The 22405-nt window shown below is 55.7% G+C and carries 21 protein-coding genes and 1 tRNA gene; 13 read left to right on the top strand and 9 right to left on the bottom strand.

Features of this window, described 5'->3' with window-relative positions:
- Window positions 1-37 precede the first annotated feature (37 nt).
- The 3 genes from Q1K29_RS09985 (at window position 38) to Q1K29_RS09975 (ending at window position 1622) form a co-directional block, all read left to right on the top strand.
- Window positions 38-382, top strand: coding sequence for a DUF3768 domain-containing protein (locus tag Q1K29_RS09985; protein WP_300394160.1), 345 nt, complete (start codon window positions 38-40; stop codon window positions 380-382).
- Between the two features lie 390 nt (window positions 383-772).
- Complete coding sequence (locus tag Q1K29_RS09980; RefSeq protein WP_300394157.1) at window positions 773-1123, top strand: helix-turn-helix transcriptional regulator; 351 nt, start codon at window positions 773-775, stop codon at window positions 1121-1123.
- A complete protein-coding gene (locus Q1K29_RS09975; protein ID WP_300394154.1) occupies window positions 1110-1622 on the top strand; it encodes a hypothetical protein in 513 nt (170 codons plus the stop codon). The genes Q1K29_RS09980 and Q1K29_RS09975 overlap by 14 nt, the downstream gene beginning before the upstream one ends.
- Here the strand turns inward: Q1K29_RS09975 and Q1K29_RS09970 are convergent.
- Genes Q1K29_RS09970 through Q1K29_RS09960 form a run of 3 tightly spaced genes read right to left on the bottom strand, consistent with a single transcriptional unit; the run spans window position 1594 to window position 5177 of the window.
- Entirely contained in the window at window positions 1594-2556 is a 963-nt protein-coding gene (locus Q1K29_RS09970) for a replication-relaxation family protein (RefSeq protein WP_300394151.1), read from the bottom strand. The genes Q1K29_RS09975 and Q1K29_RS09970 overlap by 29 nt on opposite strands.
- Window positions 2553-4661, bottom strand: coding sequence for a type IV secretion system DNA-binding domain-containing protein (locus Q1K29_RS09965; RefSeq protein ID WP_300394148.1), 2109 nt, complete (start codon window positions 4659-4661; stop codon window positions 2553-2555). Before Q1K29_RS09965 ends, Q1K29_RS09970 begins: the two co-directional genes overlap by 4 nt.
- Window positions 4662-5177 carry a hypothetical protein gene (locus Q1K29_RS09960; protein WP_300394146.1) on the bottom strand — a complete coding sequence of 172 codons (516 nt, stop codon included), beginning with the start codon at window positions 5175-5177 and terminating at the stop codon, window positions 4662-4664.
- 328 nt (window positions 5178-5505) lie between these two features.
- On the opposite strand from Q1K29_RS09960, the gene Q1K29_RS09955 reads away from it, so the two are divergent.
- From Q1K29_RS09955 to Q1K29_RS09945, 3 genes are read left to right on the top strand one after another with little or no spacing between them, the layout of a single operon-like run.
- Window positions 5506-7068: a type I restriction-modification system subunit M gene (locus Q1K29_RS09955; protein WP_300394144.1), complete on the top strand. Its 1563-nt coding sequence runs from the start codon at window positions 5506-5508 to the stop codon at window positions 7066-7068.
- A gap of 4 nt (window positions 7069-7072) precedes the next feature.
- A complete protein-coding gene (locus Q1K29_RS09950; RefSeq protein WP_300394141.1) occupies window positions 7073-8329 on the top strand; it encodes a restriction endonuclease subunit S in 1257 nt (418 codons plus the stop codon).
- 4 nt (window positions 8330-8333) lie between these two features.
- A complete protein-coding gene (locus Q1K29_RS09945) occupies window positions 8334-11153 on the top strand; it encodes a type I restriction endonuclease subunit R (protein WP_300394139.1) in 2820 nt (939 codons plus the stop codon).
- Window positions 11154-11207: 54 nt separating this feature from the next.
- Here the strand turns inward: Q1K29_RS09945 and Q1K29_RS09940 are convergent, their stop codons facing one another.
- From Q1K29_RS09940 to Q1K29_RS09930, 3 genes are all read right to left on the bottom strand, one after another.
- Entirely contained in the window at window positions 11208-11405 is a 198-nt protein-coding gene (locus Q1K29_RS09940; RefSeq protein WP_366524201.1) for an AlpA family phage regulatory protein, read from the bottom strand.
- 203 nt (window positions 11406-11608) lie between these two features.
- Window positions 11609-11693, bottom strand: a tRNA-Leu gene (locus tag Q1K29_RS09935).
- 92 nt (window positions 11694-11785) lie between these two features.
- Window positions 11786-11983, bottom strand: a complete 198-nt coding sequence (locus Q1K29_RS09930) for a hypothetical protein (protein WP_300394135.1) — start codon at window positions 11981-11983, stop codon at window positions 11786-11788.
- A gap of 780 nt (window positions 11984-12763) precedes the next feature.
- On the opposite strand from Q1K29_RS09930, the gene Q1K29_RS09925 reads away from it, so the two are divergent.
- Both Q1K29_RS09925 and Q1K29_RS09920 read left to right on the top strand, forming a co-directional pair.
- Window positions 12764-13258 (top strand): thermonuclease family protein, encoded by a 495-nt coding sequence (locus Q1K29_RS09925; protein WP_300394132.1) that lies wholly within the window; start codon window positions 12764-12766, stop codon window positions 13256-13258.
- Between the two features lie 183 nt (window positions 13259-13441).
- Window positions 13442-13813: a hypothetical protein gene (locus tag Q1K29_RS09920; protein WP_300394129.1), complete on the top strand. Its 372-nt coding sequence runs from the start codon at window positions 13442-13444 to the stop codon at window positions 13811-13813.
- A gap of 21 nt (window positions 13814-13834) precedes the next feature.
- On the opposite strand, the gene Q1K29_RS09915 is transcribed toward Q1K29_RS09920, so the two are convergent.
- The gene (locus tag Q1K29_RS09915; RefSeq protein WP_300394126.1) at window positions 13835-14044 is read right to left on the bottom strand and encodes a helix-turn-helix transcriptional regulator; all 210 of its coding nucleotides are present in this window, start codon (window positions 14042-14044) and stop codon (window positions 13835-13837) included.
- 2 nt (window positions 14045-14046) lie between these two features.
- On the opposite strand from Q1K29_RS09915, the gene Q1K29_RS09910 reads away from it, so the two are divergent.
- The 5 genes from Q1K29_RS09910 to terL all read left to right on the top strand — a co-directional run bounded on the left by Q1K29_RS09910 (window position 14047) and on the right by terL (window position 19152).
- A complete protein-coding gene (locus tag Q1K29_RS09910) occupies window positions 14047-15081 on the top strand; it encodes a hypothetical protein (RefSeq protein ID WP_300394124.1) in 1035 nt (344 codons plus the stop codon).
- Between the two features lie 56 nt (window positions 15082-15137).
- On the top strand, window positions 15138-15953 hold the full coding sequence (locus tag Q1K29_RS09905) for a hypothetical protein (RefSeq protein ID WP_300394122.1): 816 nt from the start codon (window positions 15138-15140) through the stop codon (window positions 15951-15953).
- A 74-nt stretch (window positions 15954-16027) separates the two neighbouring features.
- A complete protein-coding gene (locus Q1K29_RS09900; protein WP_300394120.1) occupies window positions 16028-17353 on the top strand; it encodes a DNA methyltransferase in 1326 nt (441 codons plus the stop codon).
- On the top strand, window positions 17343-17747 hold the full coding sequence (locus Q1K29_RS09895; RefSeq protein WP_300394117.1) for a DUF5681 domain-containing protein: 405 nt from the start codon (window positions 17343-17345) through the stop codon (window positions 17745-17747). Before Q1K29_RS09900 ends, Q1K29_RS09895 begins: the two co-directional genes overlap by 11 nt.
- On the top strand, window positions 17737-19152 hold the full coding sequence (gene terL, locus Q1K29_RS09890) for a phage terminase large subunit (protein ID WP_300394114.1): 1416 nt from the start codon (window positions 17737-17739) through the stop codon (window positions 19150-19152). Before Q1K29_RS09895 ends, terL begins: the two co-directional genes overlap by 11 nt.
- 3 nt (window positions 19153-19155) lie before the next feature.
- Here the strand turns inward: terL and Q1K29_RS09885 are convergent, their stop codons facing one another.
- Window positions 19156-21153 carry a DUF2075 domain-containing protein gene (locus Q1K29_RS09885; protein WP_300394111.1) on the bottom strand — a complete coding sequence of 666 codons (1998 nt, stop codon included), beginning with the start codon at window positions 21151-21153 and terminating at the stop codon, window positions 19156-19158.
- A 58-nt stretch (window positions 21154-21211) separates the two neighbouring features.
- Window positions 21212-21862, bottom strand: a complete 651-nt coding sequence (locus Q1K29_RS09880; protein WP_300394108.1) for a DUF2293 domain-containing protein — start codon at window positions 21860-21862, stop codon at window positions 21212-21214.
- Between the last annotated feature and the right edge of the window lie 543 nt (window positions 21863-22405).

Here is a 22405-nt window from a genome sequence, read left to right as displayed (position 1 = left end):
AAACGGTTTCGGCGGCACCCGGCGAAGAGGAGTCAGGATGTCTACAACCGATCAAAATCACACCGCCCGCATACGCGCGCTCAATGACCAATTTCGGGTTCACGGCGAAGGCCGCGGCTCAATTGCGCTTACCAGTGGCATACAAGCGCTTGGCGAACTGAGTGTCATAAAGATCCTCATCGCAGTGCGCGACTTCGAAGCTTTCGATGCGGACAATGATCCGTGGAATGAGCACGATTTCGGCGCACTCGATGTCGAGGGCCAGCGGGTCTTCTTCAAGATTGATTATTATGATCGATCAATCACGACCGGATCACCTGATCCGGCCGACCCAGAGGTAACGCATCGGGCGCTGACGATCATGTTGGCGGATGAGTATTGAGCAAGCGGCCCTTCAGACGAAGGGCCGCTTGATTCAGAAAGCACGCCATGCGGTCACGACGCCGTCAAGACATCGATCGGGCGCAGCGCGTTAAAATCTAGGGCTCAAGCGTCTCCATGCATTGGCCGGCATACCGGGACGTCTTGCCTCCTGATCTCACTGTTCGATATCCTGATCTTCAAGACACCATAGAGACATCCACTCTGACACCACCACCAGGGCGGTATGCGACACCTCGGAAGGGTTCCACCCTTCCGGCGCTGGCGGATATCGCTCAGGTGGTTTTTTGATGTCGCGACAACAGATATGGTCAATCGCCATATGGGGCCGTCTAGAGACATTTTCGTTGCCCGACTACACTCTCAACGTATTAGCCAATAATCACAAAATATGACCACGCAATTTGCGTTCGACCTGCGCCTGGCACGACGCAGAGCCGGACTCACCCAAGCCGATTGCGCTCATCTCCTCGGAATACAACAGTCGCGAATTTCCGAACTGGAGACGGGTGAAAAGGCACCCTCGGCGCATGAACTGTGCGCCTTAGCCATCATTCTGAACCGTCGTTTCGACAGCTATTTTGCCGAAGAGCTGACCGTCCTGTCTGAAGCGCTTGGCCCGCGCCTCAACAGCTTGCCACAGCTCAAGCGTATCAACGCGGCAACCACTAATCGTCACCGCACTCTGGAGCGTCTGCGCCGCCTGCTAAAGGATAAGCAGAACGCTCATGACGGGGCTTAGGCTTCTGGCAGTGAGCGCCGCGACGGGCAGGATCGGATACGTGTTCTTCGTCGGCCACGAACTCGTGCAATTCGACCTGTCTCGCAAAGGCTTCAAGAGCCCGAACGATGCGTCCGAAGTTTTTCAAAACTGGATCAAGATGATGAAGCCGGACGTCGTGGTGACGGAACGGCTTCCAGCCGAGACGCGAAAAGGCAAACGTGCAATAGAGATCACGAAAACCTTTGCGCTCGTTGCCTCCCATCACTGCGTTCATGACGTGTCCGTGGCGATGGACAGAGAGGGACGAACGCGGTTCGAGCAGGCATCGCACCTGGCGCAGATCTATCCTGACATTGCCTATCGGCTCCCCCGGAAGCCAAGGTTCTATGAATCAGAGGATCGCGCCATGATCCTGTTTGATGCACTCACGCTGGCTCACCTCATCCTCGAAAGTCCAGCCCTCCGATTGGCCGCTGGCATGGACAAGCCTACGGATGATCGAGATGGAGAGAACTAAACCCAGCCCTCTGCCAGTTTCCTTCCAGCAGATCGAGATTGGGCTCCGGTGGCCGGAAGGGCGGCGCAAACGCCTCCCACGATTGGAAAAGCTGATAGTTTACGCCTCCGAGCTTTGCTTCGGCCAGGGCGAGCAGTCTGTCTGTTCGTTTCGGGTCGCTCGACACATTGAGCACGATCATTGGCGACGTCAGCCGCAAATGCTGTCTGTAAACGCCAGTCTCGATATAGGCGCGGTACAACCCAAATTGCTTCACCGCGCTTTTGCGATTGAAGTTGGACGAGGTAAGCGGTTCCGTGGCGCGATCGGCTTCAAGGGCAAAAAAGCGAAACCGGCTTCCTTTTTTTGTATGGTATTCGAGCCCGAAGATCGCGTCTGGGCGGAGAGTGACCTTTTGCAAAGCACGCCCGTTCGCCTCAGGCCATTCAAGCGAGACATCGATCGTGGCATTCGCGCGTCGCAGAATAGCTTGCTCAGGGATGTAGGTAAGATCAGCCCGGCGCTCGGCAGCCAGTCGGATTGAAGCGGTAATGGCGCTGGTCATGAAGCGATGTAGCCACGGCCCGGACAAAGACGGAGACGGCGGCAGATCATCGGTCTCCTTGAGCGCTGCCTTGCCTGCTTCACTCAGATCATAGACCAGCTGATTGTAGCGGCTGTCGAGCGTATGGAATTGCTGCGGCGGCCGCGTGAGATAGGCCCCGCCATGGGCCGTCTCTTCTTCATTGAAAAGGTCCGTCAGGCGCTCACGCGCCCGCTTCTCGCTCACGCCCAGGCCTTTGGCAAATTCGAGCAGAAACGATGTCGGCAGTGGCCCGTGATCGGCGAGCAGGCGCAGCCAGCGTCGGTCGCGGTCTGTCAGCCTAATCCGCTTGCCGGTCGAGACCGGCTTGCGCCGGTCGCGGCGACCGCTAGCCTCTCGCCTTTCCCTCACCAGTTTGATCCTGGCGTCAGATCGACCGATCCGGATGGGTCATCATCGCCAGCGTCATGATCGGTTTCGTCACCCGAATCCGGTTCACGCGCCTGTTCGGTTTCATCGAGGTCCGAATAGTGGACAGCATAGCGTGACCGCATTCGGTCACGCAGCCCGGCGCGATCAGCGGCCGACATCTGCGCCTTCGCTTCAAGAAACCCGAAAGGGATGTGGGCGGCGACAGGGGCAGCCGTCACGCCGCGAACAGAGGCGGCGAAGCTGCCCTTTGGCTGGCTTTCAATCTGTTCCGCGCTGCACTGAAGCATCGGCGCGAGCGCCCGCGCATCCTTAGATGACACACCGCCTGCAAACTTGATCGACGTATTGGCGCCAAAAGCTTCCTGCAAACGATGATCGAGCTGGCCGAGATATTGGTGCGCGAGGATCATCCCCACCTTGTATTTGCGGGCCTGCGCCAGAATGATCGCCATATTGCGATCGAAATAGTCCGCCGCCTCGTCGATGTAGACAAAAGTCGGGGTTCTTTTCCTGGCAGCGAGCGTGGCGCGCTCCTGCGCGGCTTGCGCGATCATCGCGATGAAGAAGCGCCCGAATATCTCGGTTCCCTGTTCCTTGAGCAGATCCTTCGCCGTATTGATCAGGATGACCTTGCCGGCGTTCATTTCCGCAAAGAGGTCGAGCTTCGATTTCGGGTGCGAGAACATCCGCTCGAAGGTCTGGTTTTCCAGTATCCCCCACAAACGCCGCATAACCTGCTTTTTCGTCTGTTCGAACTCACGAGACGAAAATTCCGTTTCGAAGAAGCGGCGGGCGGTTTGCGGGAGCTTGGCGATATAAGTCGCAAATTTCGTCTCACTGCCGGGCTCCATCAGATCACGCAGCGTGTGGATCGTCGCATCGGGGATATGCAGCATGAGGCGCGTGACATAGCGGAAAATGACATTCTGCTTTTGCGTCATTTCTGCAGACAGCAGCGATCCAAGGACGAACTCATAGAGTTCGAGGATCGAGTTGGTGAGCCGTTCGCGTTCGAGCGCCTCATAGCTGTTTAGACGCTCCTGGCCGACATCGAAGAGGTTGAGGGCGACCGGCCATTCAACATCGCTTGGGTCGATCAGGACCAGCCGGTCTTCAAGCTCGCCGCCCGGCCCGAAGACCTGCAGACCCGCAATATTCTGAATAAGGTCGCCCTGGCTATCGAGCACCACAACAGATCGCTTGCCCGCTGCGACAGCCTCAAGATCCTGACCGATCAGATACTGCAGCGCTTGGCTTTTGCCGTGGCCGGTGCCGCCCAGCATGTGCATGTGCTCGAAGCGCACCCATTCGGGAATTCGGAGGGTGGCCTCCATAGCGAACAGATCTTCGGCAGGCGTGCTGCCGAGATAGGCCCGGACAATTTCCAAAGCGGTTGAGAGGCGTGAACGTGTCGGTAGCGTGTGACCCGAACGGGACGAGGTCTGGCCTTCGAGCGGGTTCTTGCTCGACGCGCGCTCCAGGTTCGCAGCCAGCTGACCGGTCAGCCTCGGGAATAGCGCTTGGGCATTTTCGTTTTCGGGCAGCAGAGCCACGAGCATCTGCTCGACGGCAACCGCCACGCTCGATGTGCTCTCAAGCGGCTGGCATTTGAGTTCGATATCTGAGGTTCCGGCGTCTGATGTCTGATCGGCCGCCGCGCCCTTCGCGAGCGGTTTCAGAAGGTCCGTCAGCAATTCATTCAGGACAGCTTCCGTCTCGGACACATCATGCAGCAGCATTTTTTGCCGCAGCAGATCATCTCGAATGATCCACCAGTCGGTTGTCGACCGCTTCTCTTCCCAATCCAGCGCTGGAACAAGGAAAAGCTGCTCAAAGTCGAACAGCCGGTTGATGAACCGGGCAACAGCGCGAGCAATCGGGCTATCGGCTAGAAGTCCCAGATCCTCTCGCACACTGACATCGACTCTATCGATGAACGCTTGGCGTGCCTCGGGTTGATCGAGCCCGCTTGATTCATAGCGCTCGACGACTTCGCAAAACAGGCTGTAGGTTTCGGCCCTGTCCTTCGACCGAAGCAGACCGTGCAGGAAGCTGTGAAAGCGGGCTCCGGTGTGGAGTGGCATTTAACCGGCTTTGAGAATGAGCTGGCGAGCCTCTTCCTTTGGCAGCGCTTCAATGGCGATGATTTCCTGGCCATCCCAATGCTTGGCGCTCTCCATGACCTGCCGCAGAAACGCGACGACGGATTGTAGCCAGGCTTCCTTCTTGGCGAGGGCGATCACGGTCTTGCAGGCGAAATGGCGACCATGCAGCAGATCGCGTACATAGATCGTTTCGCGCTTCTCATTATAGAACCAGTACGCGACGCCACCGAAAGCGCCAATCGCCAGCAGGAAGGCTAAATCCATCGGCATCATGGCGTTGAAGAGCACCAGGGCTACGAGTCCCGCCAAGGCACCAAGAAGACCACTATTCCTGATCAGGTTTGGTTGATCCTCCGCGATCAGGATCGAGTCATCGAAACGATAGCGTTTCATCAAAGCCTGTTCCTGTTCGTCCAGCTCGATCTTTCCCCAGAGCTTGAACGTCACACGGCCCACGGCATGGGCTGTTTGCTCACGACTAAACAGAAGTTTCATTTCATCCCCCTCCCCATTCTTTATTACACCTTAAGGAGAAACTGTGAAAGCGCCTCCGACAAGCCGATTCCCGATCCAGGAGGCATGTCGGAGGCGCTTTCACTTCTCAGGAGAGAAGTGAAGTCACACCAGCGCAGCACCAATTGATGAGGTCTGGTGAGAAAGAATGCTGCTTTATGGACAGGGATAGGAGGCCCGCCACCCATGGGGATACAGATTCCGACTCGCTTCCCCATCCGCTGCGGAAGCTTGTCTGGCGCGTGAATCCCGCTACTCCCACTTTAGGCTTCAACCGGAAATATCCGACCCAACGTGCTAGAATCAATCCATGTCAGAAGAAGAAAAAAAGCGGTTAGAACAGCAGCTTTGGAAGATTGCGAACGAACTTAGAGGCAAGATGGATGCGGATGAATTCCGCGACTACATCCTTGGCTTCATCTTCTACAAATACCTCTCGGAAAAGCAGCTCATCTTCGCGAACCGGCTCCTGGAGACCGAAGAGATCAGTGACTATGCAAAGCTCACTGACGAAGAGGACATCGAAGCGATCCGCGAAGAGTCGCTCGAAAAGCTTGGCTACTTCCTGCGTCCGAATGAGCTTTTCCGGGCTGTCGCTAAGCGCGGCAATGCCGACACGGAAGGCGAAGACAACTTCATCCTCGAAGACCTGCAGTCGATCCTCAATGCGATCGAACAGTCGACTATGGGCACAGAGAGCGAGGACGACTTCAACAAGCTCTTTGAGGACCTCGACCTCTCCAGCACAAAACTCGGCCGCACAGTCGAGGCACGCAACAAGCTGATCGCGAAGGTGCTCTCCCACCTCGATGTCATCGACTTCAAGCTTGAAAGCGGGAACGCTGACGTGTTGGGCGACGCCTATGAGTACCTGATCGCGCAGTTTGCATCGGGCGCGGGCAAGAAGGCCGGCGAGTTCTACACGCCTCAACAAGTGTCCAGAATTCTCGCCAAACTGGTCACACTCGATAAGAAAAAGATCAAATCGGCCTATGATCCGGCCTGTGGCTCTGGCTCCCTTCTTTTGCGGATCGCGAAGGAAGCTGAAGTCGGCGCATTTTACGGCCAGGAGCTCAATCGCACCACCTACAATCTCGCGCGGATGAACATGATCCTGCACGACGTACATTTCTCGCGTTTCGATATTCGCCAGGAAGATACGCTCGAAGAGCCACAGCATCTAGACGAGCGGTTCGAAGCGGTTGTCGCCAATCCGCCATTCTCCGCAAAATGGAAAGGTAAAGATAATCCGCTCAACGAAACGGATGATCGCTTTGCCCAGTACGGCTCTCTCGCGCCCAGTTCGAAGGCCGACTTTGCGTTTGTACAGCACATGATCTACCAGTTGTCGGACAACGGAACTGCAGCCATTGTTTTGCCGCACGGTGCACTCTTCAGAAGCGGTGCAGAAGGTAGAATCCGACAGCACATTGTAGACGATCTTAACTACTTAGATGCCGTCATCGGTCTTCCCCAAAATCTATTTTACGGAACCAGCATTCCCGCTTGCATACTCGTGCTTAAGAAGTGTCGGGTTCATGATGATAATATACTGTTTATTGATGCGAGCGCTGAGTTTGAAAAAGTCGGCACTCAGAACGTACTGACAGATAAACAGGTTGAGAGAATCATATCGGCTTATTCGGCCCGCTCCCCGATCGAAAAATACGCACATCCAGCGTTACTCGAAGAAATTAGGGCGAACGACTTTAACCTGAATATTCCCAGATACGTTGAGACTTTTGAAGAGCCCGATCTAGTGGATCTCAATCAAGTGACTAACGAGCTTAGAGCTCTAGAGCACAACATATCTGAAGCAGACGAGAAAATCCGCGCTTTTTGTAGGGAGCTCGGCATTTCTAGTCCGTTCTAAATTTATGTCAAAAGCTACTACTAAAACTCCTGATGCTCCCGTTCTGCGGTTTCCGAACTTTTCGGAACCGTGGTCGAAGTCACATTTGAAAGATCTTGTCGAGCAAGACCGAAAAATTACGTACGGGATCGTTCAACCTGGCAAGTTTGTCGATGACGGCATCCCGTTGGTTCGAGGGGGAGATTACTCATCAGGATGGGCTCCTATCGACCAAATAAAAATGGTCACAAAAGAAGTGGACGCGCCTTACAAGCGCTCGAAACTTGCGCCTGGTGATCTGCTGATGACCATCGTTGGTGCTAATACCGGGACAGTCGCGGTAGTTCCTGAATGGTTGGCCGGAGCCAACATCACACAGACTACCGCAAGAATTTCAATCGATAAAAGCAAGGCTGTGCCTGGTTTCATAGAACAGGCGTTAAAGTCGCCACTTGGTTCACGTGAAGTCCGGAAATACATAAAAGGCGCTGCTCAACCGGGCTTGAATCTGTCAGACGTAGAGCGCTTTTCAATCCCCACAACGAGCAGGGGTGAGCAGGAAAAAATTTCTTCTTTTCTGCGTGTTATAGACGATAAGATTAATCTAGCACGACGGCAGCGAGAGCTGATTGAGCTGTACAAGAAGAGCTGCTTGCAAAACATGTTCAGGCAAGAGCTGAGGCTGAAAGATCAGTCAGGAAAAGAATTTCCAGCCTGGGAAAAGAAAAGGCTTTCTGACCTGGTTTGTCGTGTTCGTAGAAAAAACGATTGCAGCGACGACAATGTGCTTACGATATCGGCACAGAGCGGTCTCGTAAGTCAAATGGATTACTTTAATCATTCCGTTTCGGCTAAGGACTTGTCGGGCTACTACAGACTTCTGCGTGGTGAATTTGCCTACAACAAGAGCTATTCTAGAGGATATCCGCTCGGCGCAATAAAGCGTCTCAATGAGTACGAATCCGGTGTGGTGTCTACACTTTATATTTGCTTCTCAGCGGCCAATTCCGAAATGTCGAATTTTCTAGAATGGTTGTTTGAAAGTCAGATACTCAATCGTGAGCTTGCTCGTATTACTCAAGAAGGAGCTCGAAATCACGGATTGCTCAATATGGCAATCGACGACTTTTTTGGTTTGCCAGTGTCAATTCCCTCCAAACCTGAGCGCTTGGCGATTGTTGAATTCCTAAACGCAATTCAAAGAAGACTGGAGTTAGCGGACAGCGAATTGAGTTTCGCAGTCACCTTCAAACAAGGCCTTCTTCAAAGCATGTTTGTATAGATTTATGACCACTCAAACTGAACAACAGCTAGAAAATGCCTTGGTGGAACAACTTCAAACCCTAGGCTGGCAAAAAATATCGATCCCGGATGAAGCTGCGCTAGTCGCCAATCTGAAAGGCCAACTGGAAGCTCACAACAGTACAACGCTGTCGGACGCCGAATTCAAACAGGTGCTGAATAAGCTCTCTCGGGGAAACATCTTCGAGAAGGCCAAGATCCTCCGCGATAAGGTTGATTTTACCCGTGACGACGGCACGACCGGTTACATTGAGCTGATCAATCAGATCCAGTGGTGCAAAAACCAGTATCAGGTGACGCACCAGGTCACAATGATCGGAAAATACACCAATCGCTACGACGTGACTCTGCTCGTGAATGGTCTACCGCTCGTCCAGATTGAGCTGAAGCGGCGCGGCCTGGAAATGAAGGAGGCCTTCAACCAGACCAATCGCTATCACCGGCACTCATTCACGTCTGGCCACGGGCTCTTTCAGTTCATCCAGATGTTCGTGATCTCCAATGGCGTGAACACGAAATACTATGCAAACAATCCCGTGAACCGGCGGGACTTCAAGCAGACCTTCTACTGGACGGATATCGACAACAAGAAGATCAGTTCACTCGCGGCTTTCGCGGAGGTGTTTCTCGAAAAGTGCCAGCTCTCAAAAATGATCACGAAATACATCGTGCTCAATGAAAGCGATCAGCTGTTGATGGCGCTTCGCCCTTACCAGTTCTATGCCGTTGAGGCGATCGTGGAACGCGTCGCGAACACTAAGAAAAACGGCTATATCTGGCACACCACGGGCTCGGGCAAGACCCTAACTTCCTTCAAGACCGCGCAGATTCTGACCCAGAGCCCGCACGTACAGAAAGTGGTTTTCGTGGTCGATCGCAAGGATCTCGACTTCCAGACGATTAAGGAATTCAATGCCTTCCAGGAAGGCAGCGTCGACGCGACCAACAACACGGCTCAGCTCGTTCGGCAGTTTGCGGACGACACGCCGCTCATCGTCACAACCCTGCAGAAGCTGAACACGGCGATCAGCAATCCTCGCCACTTGCCCAAAATGGACGCGCTCAAGGACAAGCGCATGGTGTTCATCTTCGATGAGTGCCATCGCAGCCAGTTTGGTGAGACGCACAGGCGGATCACGCAGTATTTCGACGACGTCCAGATGTTCGGCTTTACGGGCACACCGATCTTCGCTGACAACGCTGCGAAGAACGCTCTTGGCAAACGCACCACCAAGGATCTTTTCGAAGAGTGTCTGCACAAATACGTCATCACGGATGCGATCCGCGACGAAAACGTCCTGAAATTCTCAGTCGAATACATCCGCACGCTGAAGCGCAAGGATCATGTCGAGGACATCGAGGTCGAAGCGATCGACACACGCGAGGTCATGGAAGCCCCAGAGCGGCTCGAAAAGATCGCTGACTACATTATCGCCAATCATGACCGCAAAACCCATGCACGCGATTTTACCGCGATCATGTGCGTCTCGAATGTGAAGACGCTCATAGCCTATTACGAGCTGTTCAAGGCGAAGAAGGCTGCCGGTGAGCACAACCTCAAGATCGCGACCATCTTTTCGTATCAGGCGAACGAAGAGGACGCTGACGCGGACGGCATGGACGAAGACATCATGCCAGACGGCACCAAGCCGGTGAACAAGCACAGCCGGGAGAAGCTCGACGAGTACATCGACGATTACAATTCGATGTTCGGCACGAATTACTCAACGGACAAGTTTTACAGCTACTACAAAGACATCGGGAAGCGGGTCAAAAAGCGGGAGGTCGATATTCTGCTTGTGGTGAACATGTTCCTGACAGGCTTCGACTCGAAGCCCCTGAACACAATCTACGTCGACAAGAACCTGCAGCATCACGGATTGCTGCAAGCCTATTCCCGAACCAATCGCACGATGGGCAGCAAGAAGTCGCAAGGGAATGTTGTTTGCTTCCGAAACCTGAAGCTTGCCACTGACAAGGCCATCGAGCTGTTTGCGAACAAGGAAGCCCGAGAAGAGATCATCCTCGCGCCGTATGAAGACTACGTCTCGAAGTTTGAGGACGCTGTCAGCAACCTATTGGCCCTGACACCCACGGTCGAAAGCGTGGATGACCTCCTGACGGAAGAAGACGAAGCGCGCTTTGCCCAGGCCTTCAGAGAGGTCATTCGGATCAAGAATGTTCTTGATTGCTTCACGCAGTTCGACTTCGACGATCTGCCGATCGATGAGCAGACCTTTGCAGATTACCGGAGCAAGTATCTCGATCTCTACGACAAGGTGCGTAGCGAGAAAGAGAAGGAAAAAGTCTCCATTCTCGACGACATCGATTTTGAAGTCGAACTGATCAGCCGCGATAAGATCAATGTGAGCTATATCGTGGCTTTGCTGCAGAGCATGAAGGACGCCAAGCCGTCCGAGCAGGCCAAGAAACGCAAATCGATCATGGATATTCTCGATTCCGAAGCTCAGCTCCGCAGCAAGAAGGAGCTGATCGAGAAGTTCATTTCGAAGCACTTCCCTGACATCCCTAAAGGTGACGATGTGGGCGATGCCTTTGAGGCCTACTGGAGCGAAGAGAAGCAGAAAGCGATCGAAACCCTTAGCGCCGAAGAGGATCTTGATCGCGAAGGCCTTGAGCGAGTGATCGGTCAGTATCTGTTTACCGAGACCACGCCGATCCGTGATGACGTGATCAAGATCATGCACCATCGGCCGAAACTTCGCGAGCGCAGCACAGTCGCTTCCCGTGTGATCGCAAAGATCAAGGACTTCGTGGAAACATTTATCGACGGCGTTGATTGATCTTGGAATTGGAGCGACCGGGTTCTGCAGACCCGGCCGCTCACATACTCCCATCTAGGAGTGTCGGGTAGGCGCTTCGCGGCTCTCCAGTCGCTGCTGAAGCCAGTCCAGCACTTCATCCTCAACCCATCCCACCCTGTTCGGGCCGAGCTGTACCCGCTTGGGGAATTTACCTGCCTTCTCCAGTCTGGCGATGTGCTGCGGTGAATACAAAACCAGCTCCCTCACCTGGCGCTTTGAAAGTATCCTCATCACGATGTCTCCAAGAATGAAGAGCATCGCGATGCCCTAGGTTACGACAATACCCAGGCAGGTTGAGAGTAACCGCGCACGTCAGATGAGTCACCCATGCACATAGCGGAACATAATTTCGCATATAAAAGGTGGGCCAAGGGGTGGCCTGCCCCTCACGGGGGCACATAAGCTGCTGTTTTTATAGTAATTTTTGAAAATTCTGGTGCCCAGGAGAGGACTCGAACCTCCACGTCTTGCGACACACGGACCTGAACCGTGCGCGTCTACCAATTCCGCCACCTGGGCAATCCGGTTTCGGAAGGCGGGGTGATACGGCTGGAGCCGTCTCGCGTCAACGCCTAAAACCAGCGTTCTGCGAAGGCTCGTGCATAATTGCTTCAGCCCGGAATAAGTCCTGTTGCGGTCAGAAACACCAGGGTAAGCAATCCTAGGAAGGCCACGACGAAAAGCAGGCGTCCCAGAAAGCCCATCCACCCATCAATAAGGAAGTCCGGCCGCACAGGCTTGTCCGGCTCAGGTCTGTGCGGGCTACCGAAATCGAAAGGCATTTCACTCTCTAGCTCCGGGCGGCTCATTTGTCAGCTCAGTGCTTGGCATACCTCTTAGGTGTCGATCGAATTCGCCTGAGGGGCGAAAAATTTGTGCAATTCTCAACCACGTCCGTAGACGCCTCAGAGGAAAAGCCCTCCACCTGAGCGGGAGCCGACAGCTGAATGCGTCGGTTTTTTTCTCTAACCGCCGACGGGGCTGCTGGCGGTCAGGATACGGGAGAAGCCCTTTTTGTGCACGCCTGGCACCAGGCATCCCTTCGGCATGCTCTGAAAGGACCAAGCACAATGAAAACATATCAAATCACCTGGGTGGAGCGCGATGAATCCGATCCTCATCGCAGGATCAAACGTCTAGGCGGCGATGGATTCAGTCACTCAATTCTCGAGGCGATCATGAACCTACATCAGGAAGCGTGCCGATACTGGTTGGTACATGAGGGGGCGCCGGCGTGGATCGTGCTCGATACACGCCCAGGAACCGCATATCTTCGAGCGGAATCGGATGTCGTTGAGCCGGAGATTCTCCTTAGTTTATCGGTTGACGAACCGTCAGATCGGTAGGGTAGAGCGCGAAAAGGGCTGCGGTCGACATCCGCAGCCCAATGCTCGGAAAATTTGGATTCTTTGTTGCTGAGCTGGGCACTCATAAAACGGATTATGCAATCGGCGTTCGAATCCAAACTGGCTGGGCCCGCTTGGATGAGAGCGCGCCACTCGATCGGTTTTGCGGCATGCTCGTAACCAGAGATTAAGGCCGCACCTGGAAACTCATTTTAGTTGCCTCCAACTCATGTGAGACGTCCGATGATGAACTTCGTCAAAGCCGCCGCCCTCTCGACCGTCATCGGCCTGGCTTGCTCAGCTTGCTCTGAGCTCGCCTCGGCCGAGAAGCGCAGCAACACGATTGCCGGCGTCGCGTCCGTGATCGATGGCGACACGATCGAAATCCATGGCGAGCGCATCCGTCTCAGCGGCTATGATACGCCAGAACGCGGCAAGCGCTGCGGGAACATCAATGTCTACCAGAAGGCCGCTCTTGCTCTGTCGGATTTTATCGGCCGGCAGACGGTTCACTGCGACGTCTCAGGGACCGATCGCTATGATCGCAGTATCGCGACCTGCGCCGTCGGCGGCGTTGATCTTGGCGACCATATGGTTCGCGAGGGCTGGGGGCGTGACTGGCCACGCTACAGCAAAGGCCGGTATGCGGGCGAGGAGCGTTCAGCGCGGTCGAAGTCCAAAGGCGTATGGGGGCTCCGCTGCCCTGACAGCCTGTGGGGCAACCGGAACTACGGTTAGCTCGATAACGCCGGCGACGGACAAGCCGTCGCTTTTTCAAAAAGAAACAGGGATTTGCCTCACAGGTTGAGGAATTTCCCGCAAAGCGGTATACTTTTGCCGTGGGGATGTCCTTACTGATCGTTTGAACAAGCCGGCTCCTCGGGAAGGGCGCACTGTCGTCAAAGCCAACGGAGGCCCGCCGTGTCGAATACATCCGAAACTCTGCTCGAGCCGCTGATTACGACGTCCAGGCGGCCAATTCCATGGCGCGTGTCTATCGACGATGATGAAGCGATCGAGGCTCTGGTTCGGCGCGTTCTGGAGGCTTATGCCGATCGTGACTGGACTGATCTGCGTAGGTGCCGGTTAGACGCGATTTTTGATTGCGCACCCATCGCTTTGATGCGTCGTGAAATTCAGCAGATTGAGCTCACGATCGAGATGAATTTACGACCCACGGTTCCGGTGATGGGCGTTGATGTTTTCCAGGACCAGATTGGACCGGATAGTTCTGTCGAGACGCTGATGCGCGCGATCGTACGCAATGTGAAGCGCAGTCGGCCGCCAGCGTAGCGAGTGGACAATTCGCGCCGCCTAGGGCTCTGCAACAAGCTCTGAGGCGGTGGTCTTGAGCGACTTAGCTAGGTTTTCAATCACAGTAATCGTCGGATTTCGGATGCCGCGTTCGATGCCGGAAATATAGGTTCGGTGATATCCTGCGATGTCGGCGAACTCTTCTTGCGACCAGCCCTGGGCTCGACGAAGGCGCCGTAGATTTTTTCCGACTCGCACGCGGATATCCATCCATGAGAATGGAGCCGCCTGACGACGATCGTTCTACAGCCGATAAGTCTCATTTTTGCGTTGACTGTGCGGGATTTGCATGGCTCGTCGAACGAATGGATGAGACTAATAGTATTCAGCCGATCGCGCCCACGAAAGCGCGGTTTATAAAGCTTGGCCCCGGTAACGCTTGGGCGGGACGCGCCATCGAAGAAGATAAGCTTTATTTCGGGGACCCGGACATCCCGTTTGACGTCGTCACCAGCAGTAACTGGGAAAGCGTCCATAACCACTGGCTGGCCAAAGGCGCGTCAAAAGCATCGGCGTCAGATTCGACCCGTGAATTGCGGGAGTTCTGCGATCCCGATCCGGATGCGCTCTGGATCACTTTTTTCCACGGACGGCTTTGGTGGGGCTTTGCTGACGACGACGTTCATCGTCCGGGTCCACCGGAAAGTGAAACCGGCTTCGCGCGGGCTGTTATTGGCGGTTGGCGCTCTACTAATGTCGCTGGCAACCCGCTCTACCTCACCGACTTGTCTACCGCGCTGCTACAAACGCGTGCCTATAGGCGTACTGTATGTTCCGTCTCAGCGCGTGACTATCTCATTCGCAAGATCAATGGTGAGACAGACCCGCGCCTGGAACGTTTCCGTGCTCTCGAAATTGAACTCGTCAACGAGCTCGACCAACTCATCCGAGAGCTGAACGAAACCGATTTCGAAATCCTGATCGATCTTTTGGCTGCGCGGCTCGGCTGGGTCCGGCGTTCGGCGCTGGGCGGCGCGCAGGCCGATGTTGATTTCGTCGCCGACTTGCCGGCGCTTGGCGTGTGTGGCTTCTTCCAGGTCAAGAGCAAAGCGGACGCGTTGGCTCTGAAACAATTCCTCGACACCATCCCCGACAGGGGGCCGACGCGGCGCGCGATCTTCGCGTGTCATAGTTTCAAGGGAGGCAATGTCCTGCCTGAAGCGACCGAGGTCTGGAGCGGTGCGGATTTGGCATCAAAAGTCTTGCATGCAGGGCTTCAAGAGTGGGTGTTGCAGCAGGTCACATGAAAAGGGCACCCTTTCTTTTCAGTTTCGCCACCGTCTTGTCCGACTAAATTGAACGAATGAAGATAAGCACCTACGATTTGCCTCAACCCGACATTACCGATGCTCTGACCGATACCGAAGATTATCCTGCCGAGCGTCTTGTCGAGACATATGTCGATTTCGACGCTGATACGTTTCTGCCGCTCGTTCAGTCTTTCCGCCCCGAAGTGATCCACGAAGACAGAACCGAAGCAGGCTATGCCGAAGATCTGCTCTGGGTTGCGCATAAGGCGCACGCATATCTAAATCTTGATCGAAATATACCGTCCATTTTGGAAACCCGAAAAGAGCTTGAAGCGGCTCTCAAGAGAACGGACGAAGACATCCGCATCGGGATGTCGGCCTCGGTTTCGGATGCGCTTACCCAGTTCATGATATTGGACTCTGACGGGTCTTTTTCGATCCCGAACGAGAGTCTTGATATCTGGGCTTACAGCGCGAGCGATGTTCATCGTGCGGTGGCTGAGCTCATTCCCGTCTTGCGCGACAAGGCACGACTGGCCGCACGAAACGACCTGCCCTTCGTGAAGGCCTATCTGCGTAAAAGCGCCACTGCGCATTGGATCGTTGAGCACGTCGCCCTGACATATCTTGACCTACATCGCGGCCTCTCGGGTGAAACGCCGAAGATCAAACATTCCCGGATCGCGGCCTACCTTGCCAATGGTCTCGCAATGCGTAAGCGATCTCAACTCGCTCAGTTTGTGATCGCATTCTCGAAAGTTGCCGGACTTGACGACCTAAACCGGTTCGGGCGCTACGCCCTGACGCCATCGAAGGTCGAAAATGGACTTGAGCGCCTGATAAAAAGACAAACTAAGCCGACCGAATGAGCTCAACACTTTCGGAACTGTCGCCGGAAAATTGCTGATAGTTGGGAGACCTCGTTTTTACAGCGGAGGTCGAAATGAACCAGTTTTCCAATGACGCGGGCACCAATGAACGCCCACCCCCAACAATAACCTATGTCGACATTGACCTGATCAAGGACGATGGTCCCGCGCTCAAGATTCATCCGGAGCACCAGCAGGAGATTCTGGCGAAAGCGATCCGGGAGTTCGGCATCATCATCTCCTTGGTGGTGGATAAGGATTTCAATCTCGTCGCTGGTCGCGGCCGTCTCGAAGCGGCCAGGCGACTGGGGCTGAAGAAAGTCCCGGTCCTGATCGCTGACCATCTTAGTCCGGAGGAATTGCGCGCCTATGCCATCGCAGACAACAAAATTGCCGAGGGGAGTACCTGGGACAGCGAAGTCCTCAAAGTCGAGTTGATCGAGCTATCGAACATCGACTTCGATCTCAGCCTGACCGGCTTTGAGCTCCCAGAAATCGACCTGCTGGTCTATGGGGACACTGCGCAAGCCGCGGAAGAGGCGCCGACCGAGCCTCAGCCCAAGGCGGTGTCCCGCGAAGGCGACGTCTGGGTCATGGGAAGGCACCGCGTCATCTGCGGCGATGCCCTCACCGTCGAGACCTACAAAGCTCTGTTAGGTGACGACGTCGCCCACGCAGTCTTTACCGACCCGCCCTACAATGTGCCGGTCGATGGTCACGTGTCGGGAAATGGCAAGATCAAGCACCGCGAATTTGCCATGGCGTCTGGAGAGATGTCCGAGGACGAGTTCCGCGAATTCTTGATGACGACCTGCAATCGTATCGCCGAGAACATGGCTGACGGCGCCATGGTCTATATCTGCATGGACTGGCGACACGGCACCGATCTTGACCTGGCCGGGCGGGCTGTCTTCGCCGAGCTGAAGAACGTGATCGTCTGGGACAAGGGCGTTGGCGGCATGGGCTCGCTCTACCGCTCCCAGCACGAGCTGATCTACGTCTACAAGGCCCACAATGGCGCCCACACAAACAATGTCGAACTTGGCCGGCATGGCCGCAATCGGACGAACGTCTGGGCCTATCCAGGCGTGCAGTCACGCCGCAAGGACCTCACCTACCATCCCACCGTCAAGCCGATCGGTATGGTTGCTGACGCCTTACTGGACGTGACCCAGCGCGGGGAGATCGTTCTAGACCCCTTCCTCGGGTCCGGAACCACTCTGCTGGCAGCCGAACGCGTCGGTCGGGTGGCTTACGGGATCGAGCTTGATCCGCTCTATGTCGACGTTGCGTTGCGCCGATTCCGCGGCACCTACGGCATCGAACCCACCCTTGAGGCGACCGGCGAGAATTTCACCGAACGCGAGCGCGCAACCCTGGAGCATGATGATGACGAGTAAGAAGAACGGCGATTACGAAATCGGGTATAGCAAAACGCCCAAGCATACCCGCTTCAAACCGGGACAGTCCGGCAATCCGAAGGGGCGGCCGAAAGGCACGCCCAATTACAAGACTGAACTCCTCGCCGAGCTGTCACAGGAGGTCGAGTACACCGAAAATGGTCAGCGCAAAACATCAACGAAACTCGGTCTGATGCTCAAGACGCTGGCCAATAAGGCTGCCACAGGCGACCCGCGTTCGATCGCGCTCGTGATCGCAGAAATGAGCCGCCTCATGCCTGATGACGACCGCAGCGACAGCCAGCCCTTGTCGCCAGCCGACCAGTCGCTGATAGACGTGTACGTGCGTAGGCGCGCCGCGGAATTGGAGGAAGGGGATCAAGATGACGATTGAGCCCTCACCACTCATCATTTTCCGCCAGAGCCTGCCATTGTTTATCGCGAAGGCTTTCACGATCGTGCGCCCCGACCGGGAGTACGCATGGAACTGGCATATCGATGCGCTCTCTGCCGAACTCGAAAGTGTGACTGCGGGCCAGACGAGACGACTGGCTATCAATATGCCGCCTCGCGCCCTGAAGTCGTTGTCGATTTCAGTGGCGTGGGTCGCCTTCATACTCGGACATCGACCCGAGACGGAGACTATGGTGGTCTCGTACGGCGAAGACATCGCGGGCCAACTCGCCCGCGATGCCAAAACTCTTATGGAGTCGGATTTTTATCGGCGGCTGTTTCCCAATACGCGCCTGAGAAGCAGTAAAACATTCGACCTCACGACGACCAGGGGCGGTGGGCGATACACGACGACGAATGGCGGTGTGATAACAGGTCGAGGTGCGGACCTGATTATCCTGGATGACCCGCAAAAACCGGAAGATGCTAAGTCTGCTAACAAGCGGGAGGCAACGAAGAGTTGGTACGCGAGCACGCTCAGTACGCGGCTGAACGATCCCCAGACCGGCGCAATCGTACTCGTGCAGCAGCGTCTGCACCAGGACGACTTATCAGGGCACCTGCTCCAGTCCGGCGGGTGGCGGCATCTCTGCTTCCCGGCACGCGCCACGCAAACGCAGGAAATTTCCGTCGGCTTTGGCCAGACACGCACCTGGAGCGAGGGGGAACTGCTACATCCAGACCGGCTATCGGAGGATGTGCTGGCAGAGCAGCGCCGGCAAATGGGAGCATGGGATTTCGAAGCCCAGTATCAGCAGCAGCCCGTGCTCGAGACGGGCAACCTGCTAAAGCCAAGCTGGTTTCAGCGCTATGCGAAGGCGCCTAAGCCGGGACCCCGAGCCCGCATCGTGCAATCATGGGATCTCGCTTTCGGAGCTGACGGCGATTACTGCGCCTGCGTGACCGCACTCGTCGATGGTCCGAGCGTTTGGGTGTTAGATGTGTTTCGAAAGAAAATGTTGTTCCCCGATCAGGTCCGGAGCATCGTCTCACAGGCGAGGCAGTACGACGCTAAAGACATCCTGGTTGAGAAAGCCGCCAATGGCGAAGCTGCGCTGGCGCAGCTCAGAGAAAATTGGGTGATGGGCGTGCCCTCTCCGATTGCCATCAAGGCAACGTCTGGAAAAGTCGAGAGGGCGACGGCTGCGAGTTATCGGATGGAAGCCGGCGACGTGTTTCTGCCGGAGCGAGCCCCCTGGATGGATGAGTTCTTACAGGAGGTCGCTGGATTCCCCAACGGGTCGTATCTTGATCAAGTCGACGCGCTCGTGCAGCTACTCCTCTGGACCGGAGAGCGTGATACCGGTGGAATTGTGGGACCTGAGGAAATCTTGCCCTGGGCCTAGTGACTAGAGCCCGCAAGGACCAATGAACGACCGAGCTTCCTTGAGCTGCGGAATGCCGCAATCCATCAGGTAGCTGGCGATCTCGTTGTACATGACCGGATCGCGGGTCGGGTCTGCCGGGTCGCCTTTCGGTACGTAGATGATCATGCCCTGGCGAGCGCGGGTGAGGATCACGCGGTACGCGTTTTTGAGGTAGAGCTGGCGGTCGGCCGCGTTCACGTTCTGCCAGGCCGTGCCCTTGAAGGCGAAGGAGGCCCAGGCGCCATTGTCGCGGCGCAGGTCGCCATCCCAGCAGACACCGGCCCAGTCGACCTCCAGACCTTGTACGTCGAATTCGGTGGCGACCTCTTCGAGGTAGTAGGCTGACCGCACATCTTGCGGGCCGTTCAAGAACCAGTTCGCCGGATCGACCTTGGCGCGCACGTTGAGGCCCGTAGGCCGCAGGCGGTAGGCGCCCGAGGAGGCCATGAAGCCGAACCGCTCGCTGCCTCTGGCGCGTTCTCGAAGCCACGCACGCGCGTTCTCGAGCTGACGGGTGATTGCCATCGGATACCTGTCCCGGATCGCCTGGAAGGCTCTCCTCGCCTCCTCAGGCCGGTTCTCCAGCACGTGCGAAACGAACGTGGACAAGGATTCGGCTCGGAACGAGCGCATCGACACGGCAAGGTGCAGGTCGTGCAGCCAGGTGATGCGATCATCCGATCTCAATTCATCCGCGATCGTGCCGATCCCATAGTCCGGATCGGCGAGCCGGTCGGAAAGGTAGACCTTCCAGTCCGGATAGTGGCTCTCCAGAGCGCTGATCCACTCCGACAGGCCGGCCTCGCCAGTATTGATTTCTTGTCCCCCACCGACCAGGCAAATGATGACGCACCAGTCCTCGTGCCTATCCATCACGCCGATCAAGAAATCCGGCTCCGACTGATCGAAGTTCGATTGTCCTCGCTTCTGCCGCATGAACTTCGAGGCCTGATCCAGTGTCCAGGCGCGCTGCGCCTCGTCGAAAATCACAATGCGCTCTGCCGGTGCCTTTTCGGACCGGAGCGCGTCATCGCGGAAGTGATGAATGTTCTGGACGAAGCTTGCGACTTCGCGAGCGGCTGTCTGCTTCTTGCACCCCGTTCGGGCTCGCTGGTCGCGTGCTAGGGCCTCGCGGAGGACCGTGACGAGCGGTCCATTGCCGGACAGGAACACGGCATGCTCGTCAGCCTCCCGATGCGCGCTCTCTGTCGCGATGTTGAGCCCGGCCAGGGTCTTGCCGGAGCCTGGCACCCCCGTGACAAAGCAGATGGCTTTCTGCCGCTTCGCCTTAGCCTCTTGGATTATCGAGCGGACGCAGTTTGTCGTCGTATTGAGGTTTTGAGCCCCGGCATCGGACCGTGCAATCTCTTCGACCGCATGGTCCTGGTAGAGGGCTTGTGCGGCTTCGACGATGGTGGGCGTCGGCAGATAGCCGGCGCCGGCCCACGAAGCCGGGTCTACCGGCAAGCCTTCCAGCTCGTCAGCAGTCTCGTCCAAGAAGCGCCGTAGGTCACTTCCGTTGTGACAGACCGGCTCTGCGACGCGGTCCCTGGCGTAGTTGATGAAATGGGAAGACCTAGGCCGAGCGCGAGTTGCAATCAGCACCGGCACGATCAGAGCCTCGTGTGACCCTTGGTGGAAGTTCTTGAGGTCGAGCGCATAGTCATGAACCTGGTCGATCGAGCTTCGGTCAAACTCCGCCGCGCCGACTTTGAATTCAATGACGAAGATGATGTTCCGATAGAGGAGGACGACATCGGCTCGCTTGCCCATTCGCGGAATGGCGAATTCGAACCACAGATGGCCAGTTTGCAGGTCGTTCAACTCGCGCCTCAATACGTCAATCTGACTCAGCCACGCGTCGCGTTGAAGGTCATTCAGGTCAAAGCTGTGGCCGCGAGACAGGACGCCGAGGAGCTCGTCGCTTGGCGTTGAGAGAAACTTGCCGATTGGCGCATCGTAATAGGAAGTCTGGAGCACGTGCGGGTTACACCTTGCTTCGCCGATAGGTTCAACGACTGAAGTTGGAAATGCTGCCTCAATCTAGACTGTTGCCATGCGGGCTTTCGACGTCTCGCAGGAAGTCATCTATCGAAAGTTCTGGTTCCTCCGGTGAGGCAAGCGCTGAGGTAGCCCAATCTCCAAGAATTACCCTAACCTCATGATCAACCATTTCGCGTGCGAGATCTCGCTCGACCCCGTATGTGCGAAGATAGATGTCATAGCTGGTAAACATATGCCGGATGAAGTTTTCCACCGCCACATCGATGCGTAGATGAAGCGCCTTAGGCGCCTTTTCAGACAAGCGCATACGGTTCAATAGGTGGGGAATGTGCTCGGTCGGGCAGCGAGGGTAGCGATCGAGGAGTATGTTCCGGATTTCTTGGTCTGAGCGGCCCGATATCCGTCGACTGGATTTGCCCGTCCAGCGGCAAAGAATCTCGTCGACTTGTGGCTGGAGATGTTGGCGAGCCTCCTCCCAGAGCAAGCCAGATTTTAGATCTTTCCGAAAGCTGGTCCTCAGTTCCAGAATATGACGCTCAACTAGCTTGCGGACATGTAAGCTCACTTTGCGGCCCTCTCGAAAACTGTTCTCCGCTTCAGCAACGATCACCTCTTTGTCATGCTGAGGGATGGCTGGGTACGCTCTAGAGATGTGCTTTTGAATTTGCTTTGAGGGTACGGTCATCTGTCTAAAGTTGCCGCAATAGCCGGCGGGGCGCCAGGGTTGGCATCAAACTCGGATTGCGCTCAAACGCGTCCTGGATGTTCTCAAGACAAAGGAATGCCACGTGATATCGATTGCCGCCTGACCTCTTTTGGGGCTGCTCTGCGAGCCGCATAGCTGCGTTCACGTGGGACCACTGCCATGGCCACGGGGGATTGTTGGCCAACTCGGCTTTGCATCTTCAACACGTTCGATGCGGTAGTATTTAAGAGCGTCCGTTATGATGTTGACGAGCTCTTCGGCCGCCATGTCTCCCTCTACTGGTAGATTGTGAGACAGTCGACGCCGCACTCTCAAGGGGGCTGTGCGGATTGCGATGTAAAGGCTCATTCGCAGTTCTTCCATTGGGCTCAACTACCACCGGAACATATAAAGAACAATCTTGAGCAAGTGAATTGCTGTGGAAGATGGAGGCACGAGCGTCAGCGAGTGATAGGGCCGCCAGAGAAAAATTACCAATATAAATTAAGCGGGATCCTGTTGACAAAATACTCATAGTTTGCA

Source organism: Henriciella sp. (genome assembly GCF_029937755.1).
Classification (GTDB): Bacteria; Pseudomonadota; Alphaproteobacteria; order Caulobacterales; family Hyphomonadaceae; genus Henriciella.
Note: the sequence above shows the minus strand (reverse complement) of the source record. Positions and strands in the feature narration are given on the sequence as shown.

Excerpts from the sequence above, each read along its gene's own strand:
- Q1K29_RS09985 (WP_300394160.1), top strand. The coding sequence starts at position 38 with ATGTCTACAACCGATCAAAATCACACCGCCCGCATACGCGCGCTCAAT.
- Q1K29_RS09980 (WP_300394157.1), top strand. The coding sequence starts at position 773 with ATGACCACGCAATTTGCGTTCGACCTGCGCCTGGCACGACGCAGAGCC.
- Q1K29_RS09975 (WP_300394154.1), top strand. The coding sequence starts at position 1,110 with ATGACGGGGCTTAGGCTTCTGGCAGTGAGCGCCGCGACGGGCAGGATC.
- Q1K29_RS09965 (WP_300394148.1), bottom strand. The coding sequence starts at position 4,661 with ATGCCACTCCACACCGGAGCCCGCTTTCACAGCTTCCTGCACGGTCTG.
- Q1K29_RS09960 (WP_300394146.1), bottom strand. The coding sequence starts at position 5,177 with ATGAAACTTCTGTTTAGTCGTGAGCAAACAGCCCATGCCGTGGGCCGT.
- Q1K29_RS09955 (WP_300394144.1), top strand. The coding sequence starts at position 5,506 with ATGTCAGAAGAAGAAAAAAAGCGGTTAGAACAGCAGCTTTGGAAGATT.
- Q1K29_RS09950 (WP_300394141.1), top strand. The coding sequence starts at position 7,073 with ATGTCAAAAGCTACTACTAAAACTCCTGATGCTCCCGTTCTGCGGTTT.
- Q1K29_RS09945 (WP_300394139.1), top strand. The coding sequence starts at position 8,334 with ATGACCACTCAAACTGAACAACAGCTAGAAAATGCCTTGGTGGAACAA.
- Q1K29_RS09940 (WP_366524201.1), bottom strand. The coding sequence starts at position 11,405 with ATGAGGATACTTTCAAAGCGCCAGGTGAGGGAGCTGGTTTTGTATTCA.
- Q1K29_RS09930 (WP_300394135.1), bottom strand. The coding sequence starts at position 11,983 with ATGAGCCGCCCGGAGCTAGAGAGTGAAATGCCTTTCGATTTCGGTAGC.
- Q1K29_RS09925 (WP_300394132.1), top strand. The coding sequence starts at position 12,764 with ATGATGAACTTCGTCAAAGCCGCCGCCCTCTCGACCGTCATCGGCCTG.
- Q1K29_RS09915 (WP_300394126.1), bottom strand. The coding sequence starts at position 14,044 with ATGGATATCCGCGTGCGAGTCGGAAAAAATCTACGGCGCCTTCGTCGA.
- Q1K29_RS09910 (WP_300394124.1), top strand. The coding sequence starts at position 14,047 with ATGAGAATGGAGCCGCCTGACGACGATCGTTCTACAGCCGATAAGTCT.
- Q1K29_RS09905 (WP_300394122.1), top strand. The coding sequence starts at position 15,138 with ATGAAGATAAGCACCTACGATTTGCCTCAACCCGACATTACCGATGCT.
- Q1K29_RS09900 (WP_300394120.1), top strand. The coding sequence starts at position 16,028 with ATGAACCAGTTTTCCAATGACGCGGGCACCAATGAACGCCCACCCCCA.
- Q1K29_RS09895 (WP_300394117.1), top strand. The coding sequence starts at position 17,343 with ATGACGAGTAAGAAGAACGGCGATTACGAAATCGGGTATAGCAAAACG.
- terL (WP_300394114.1), top strand. The coding sequence starts at position 17,737 with ATGACGATTGAGCCCTCACCACTCATCATTTTCCGCCAGAGCCTGCCA.
- Q1K29_RS09880 (WP_300394108.1), bottom strand. The coding sequence starts at position 21,862 with ATGACCGTACCCTCAAAGCAAATTCAAAAGCACATCTCTAGAGCGTAC.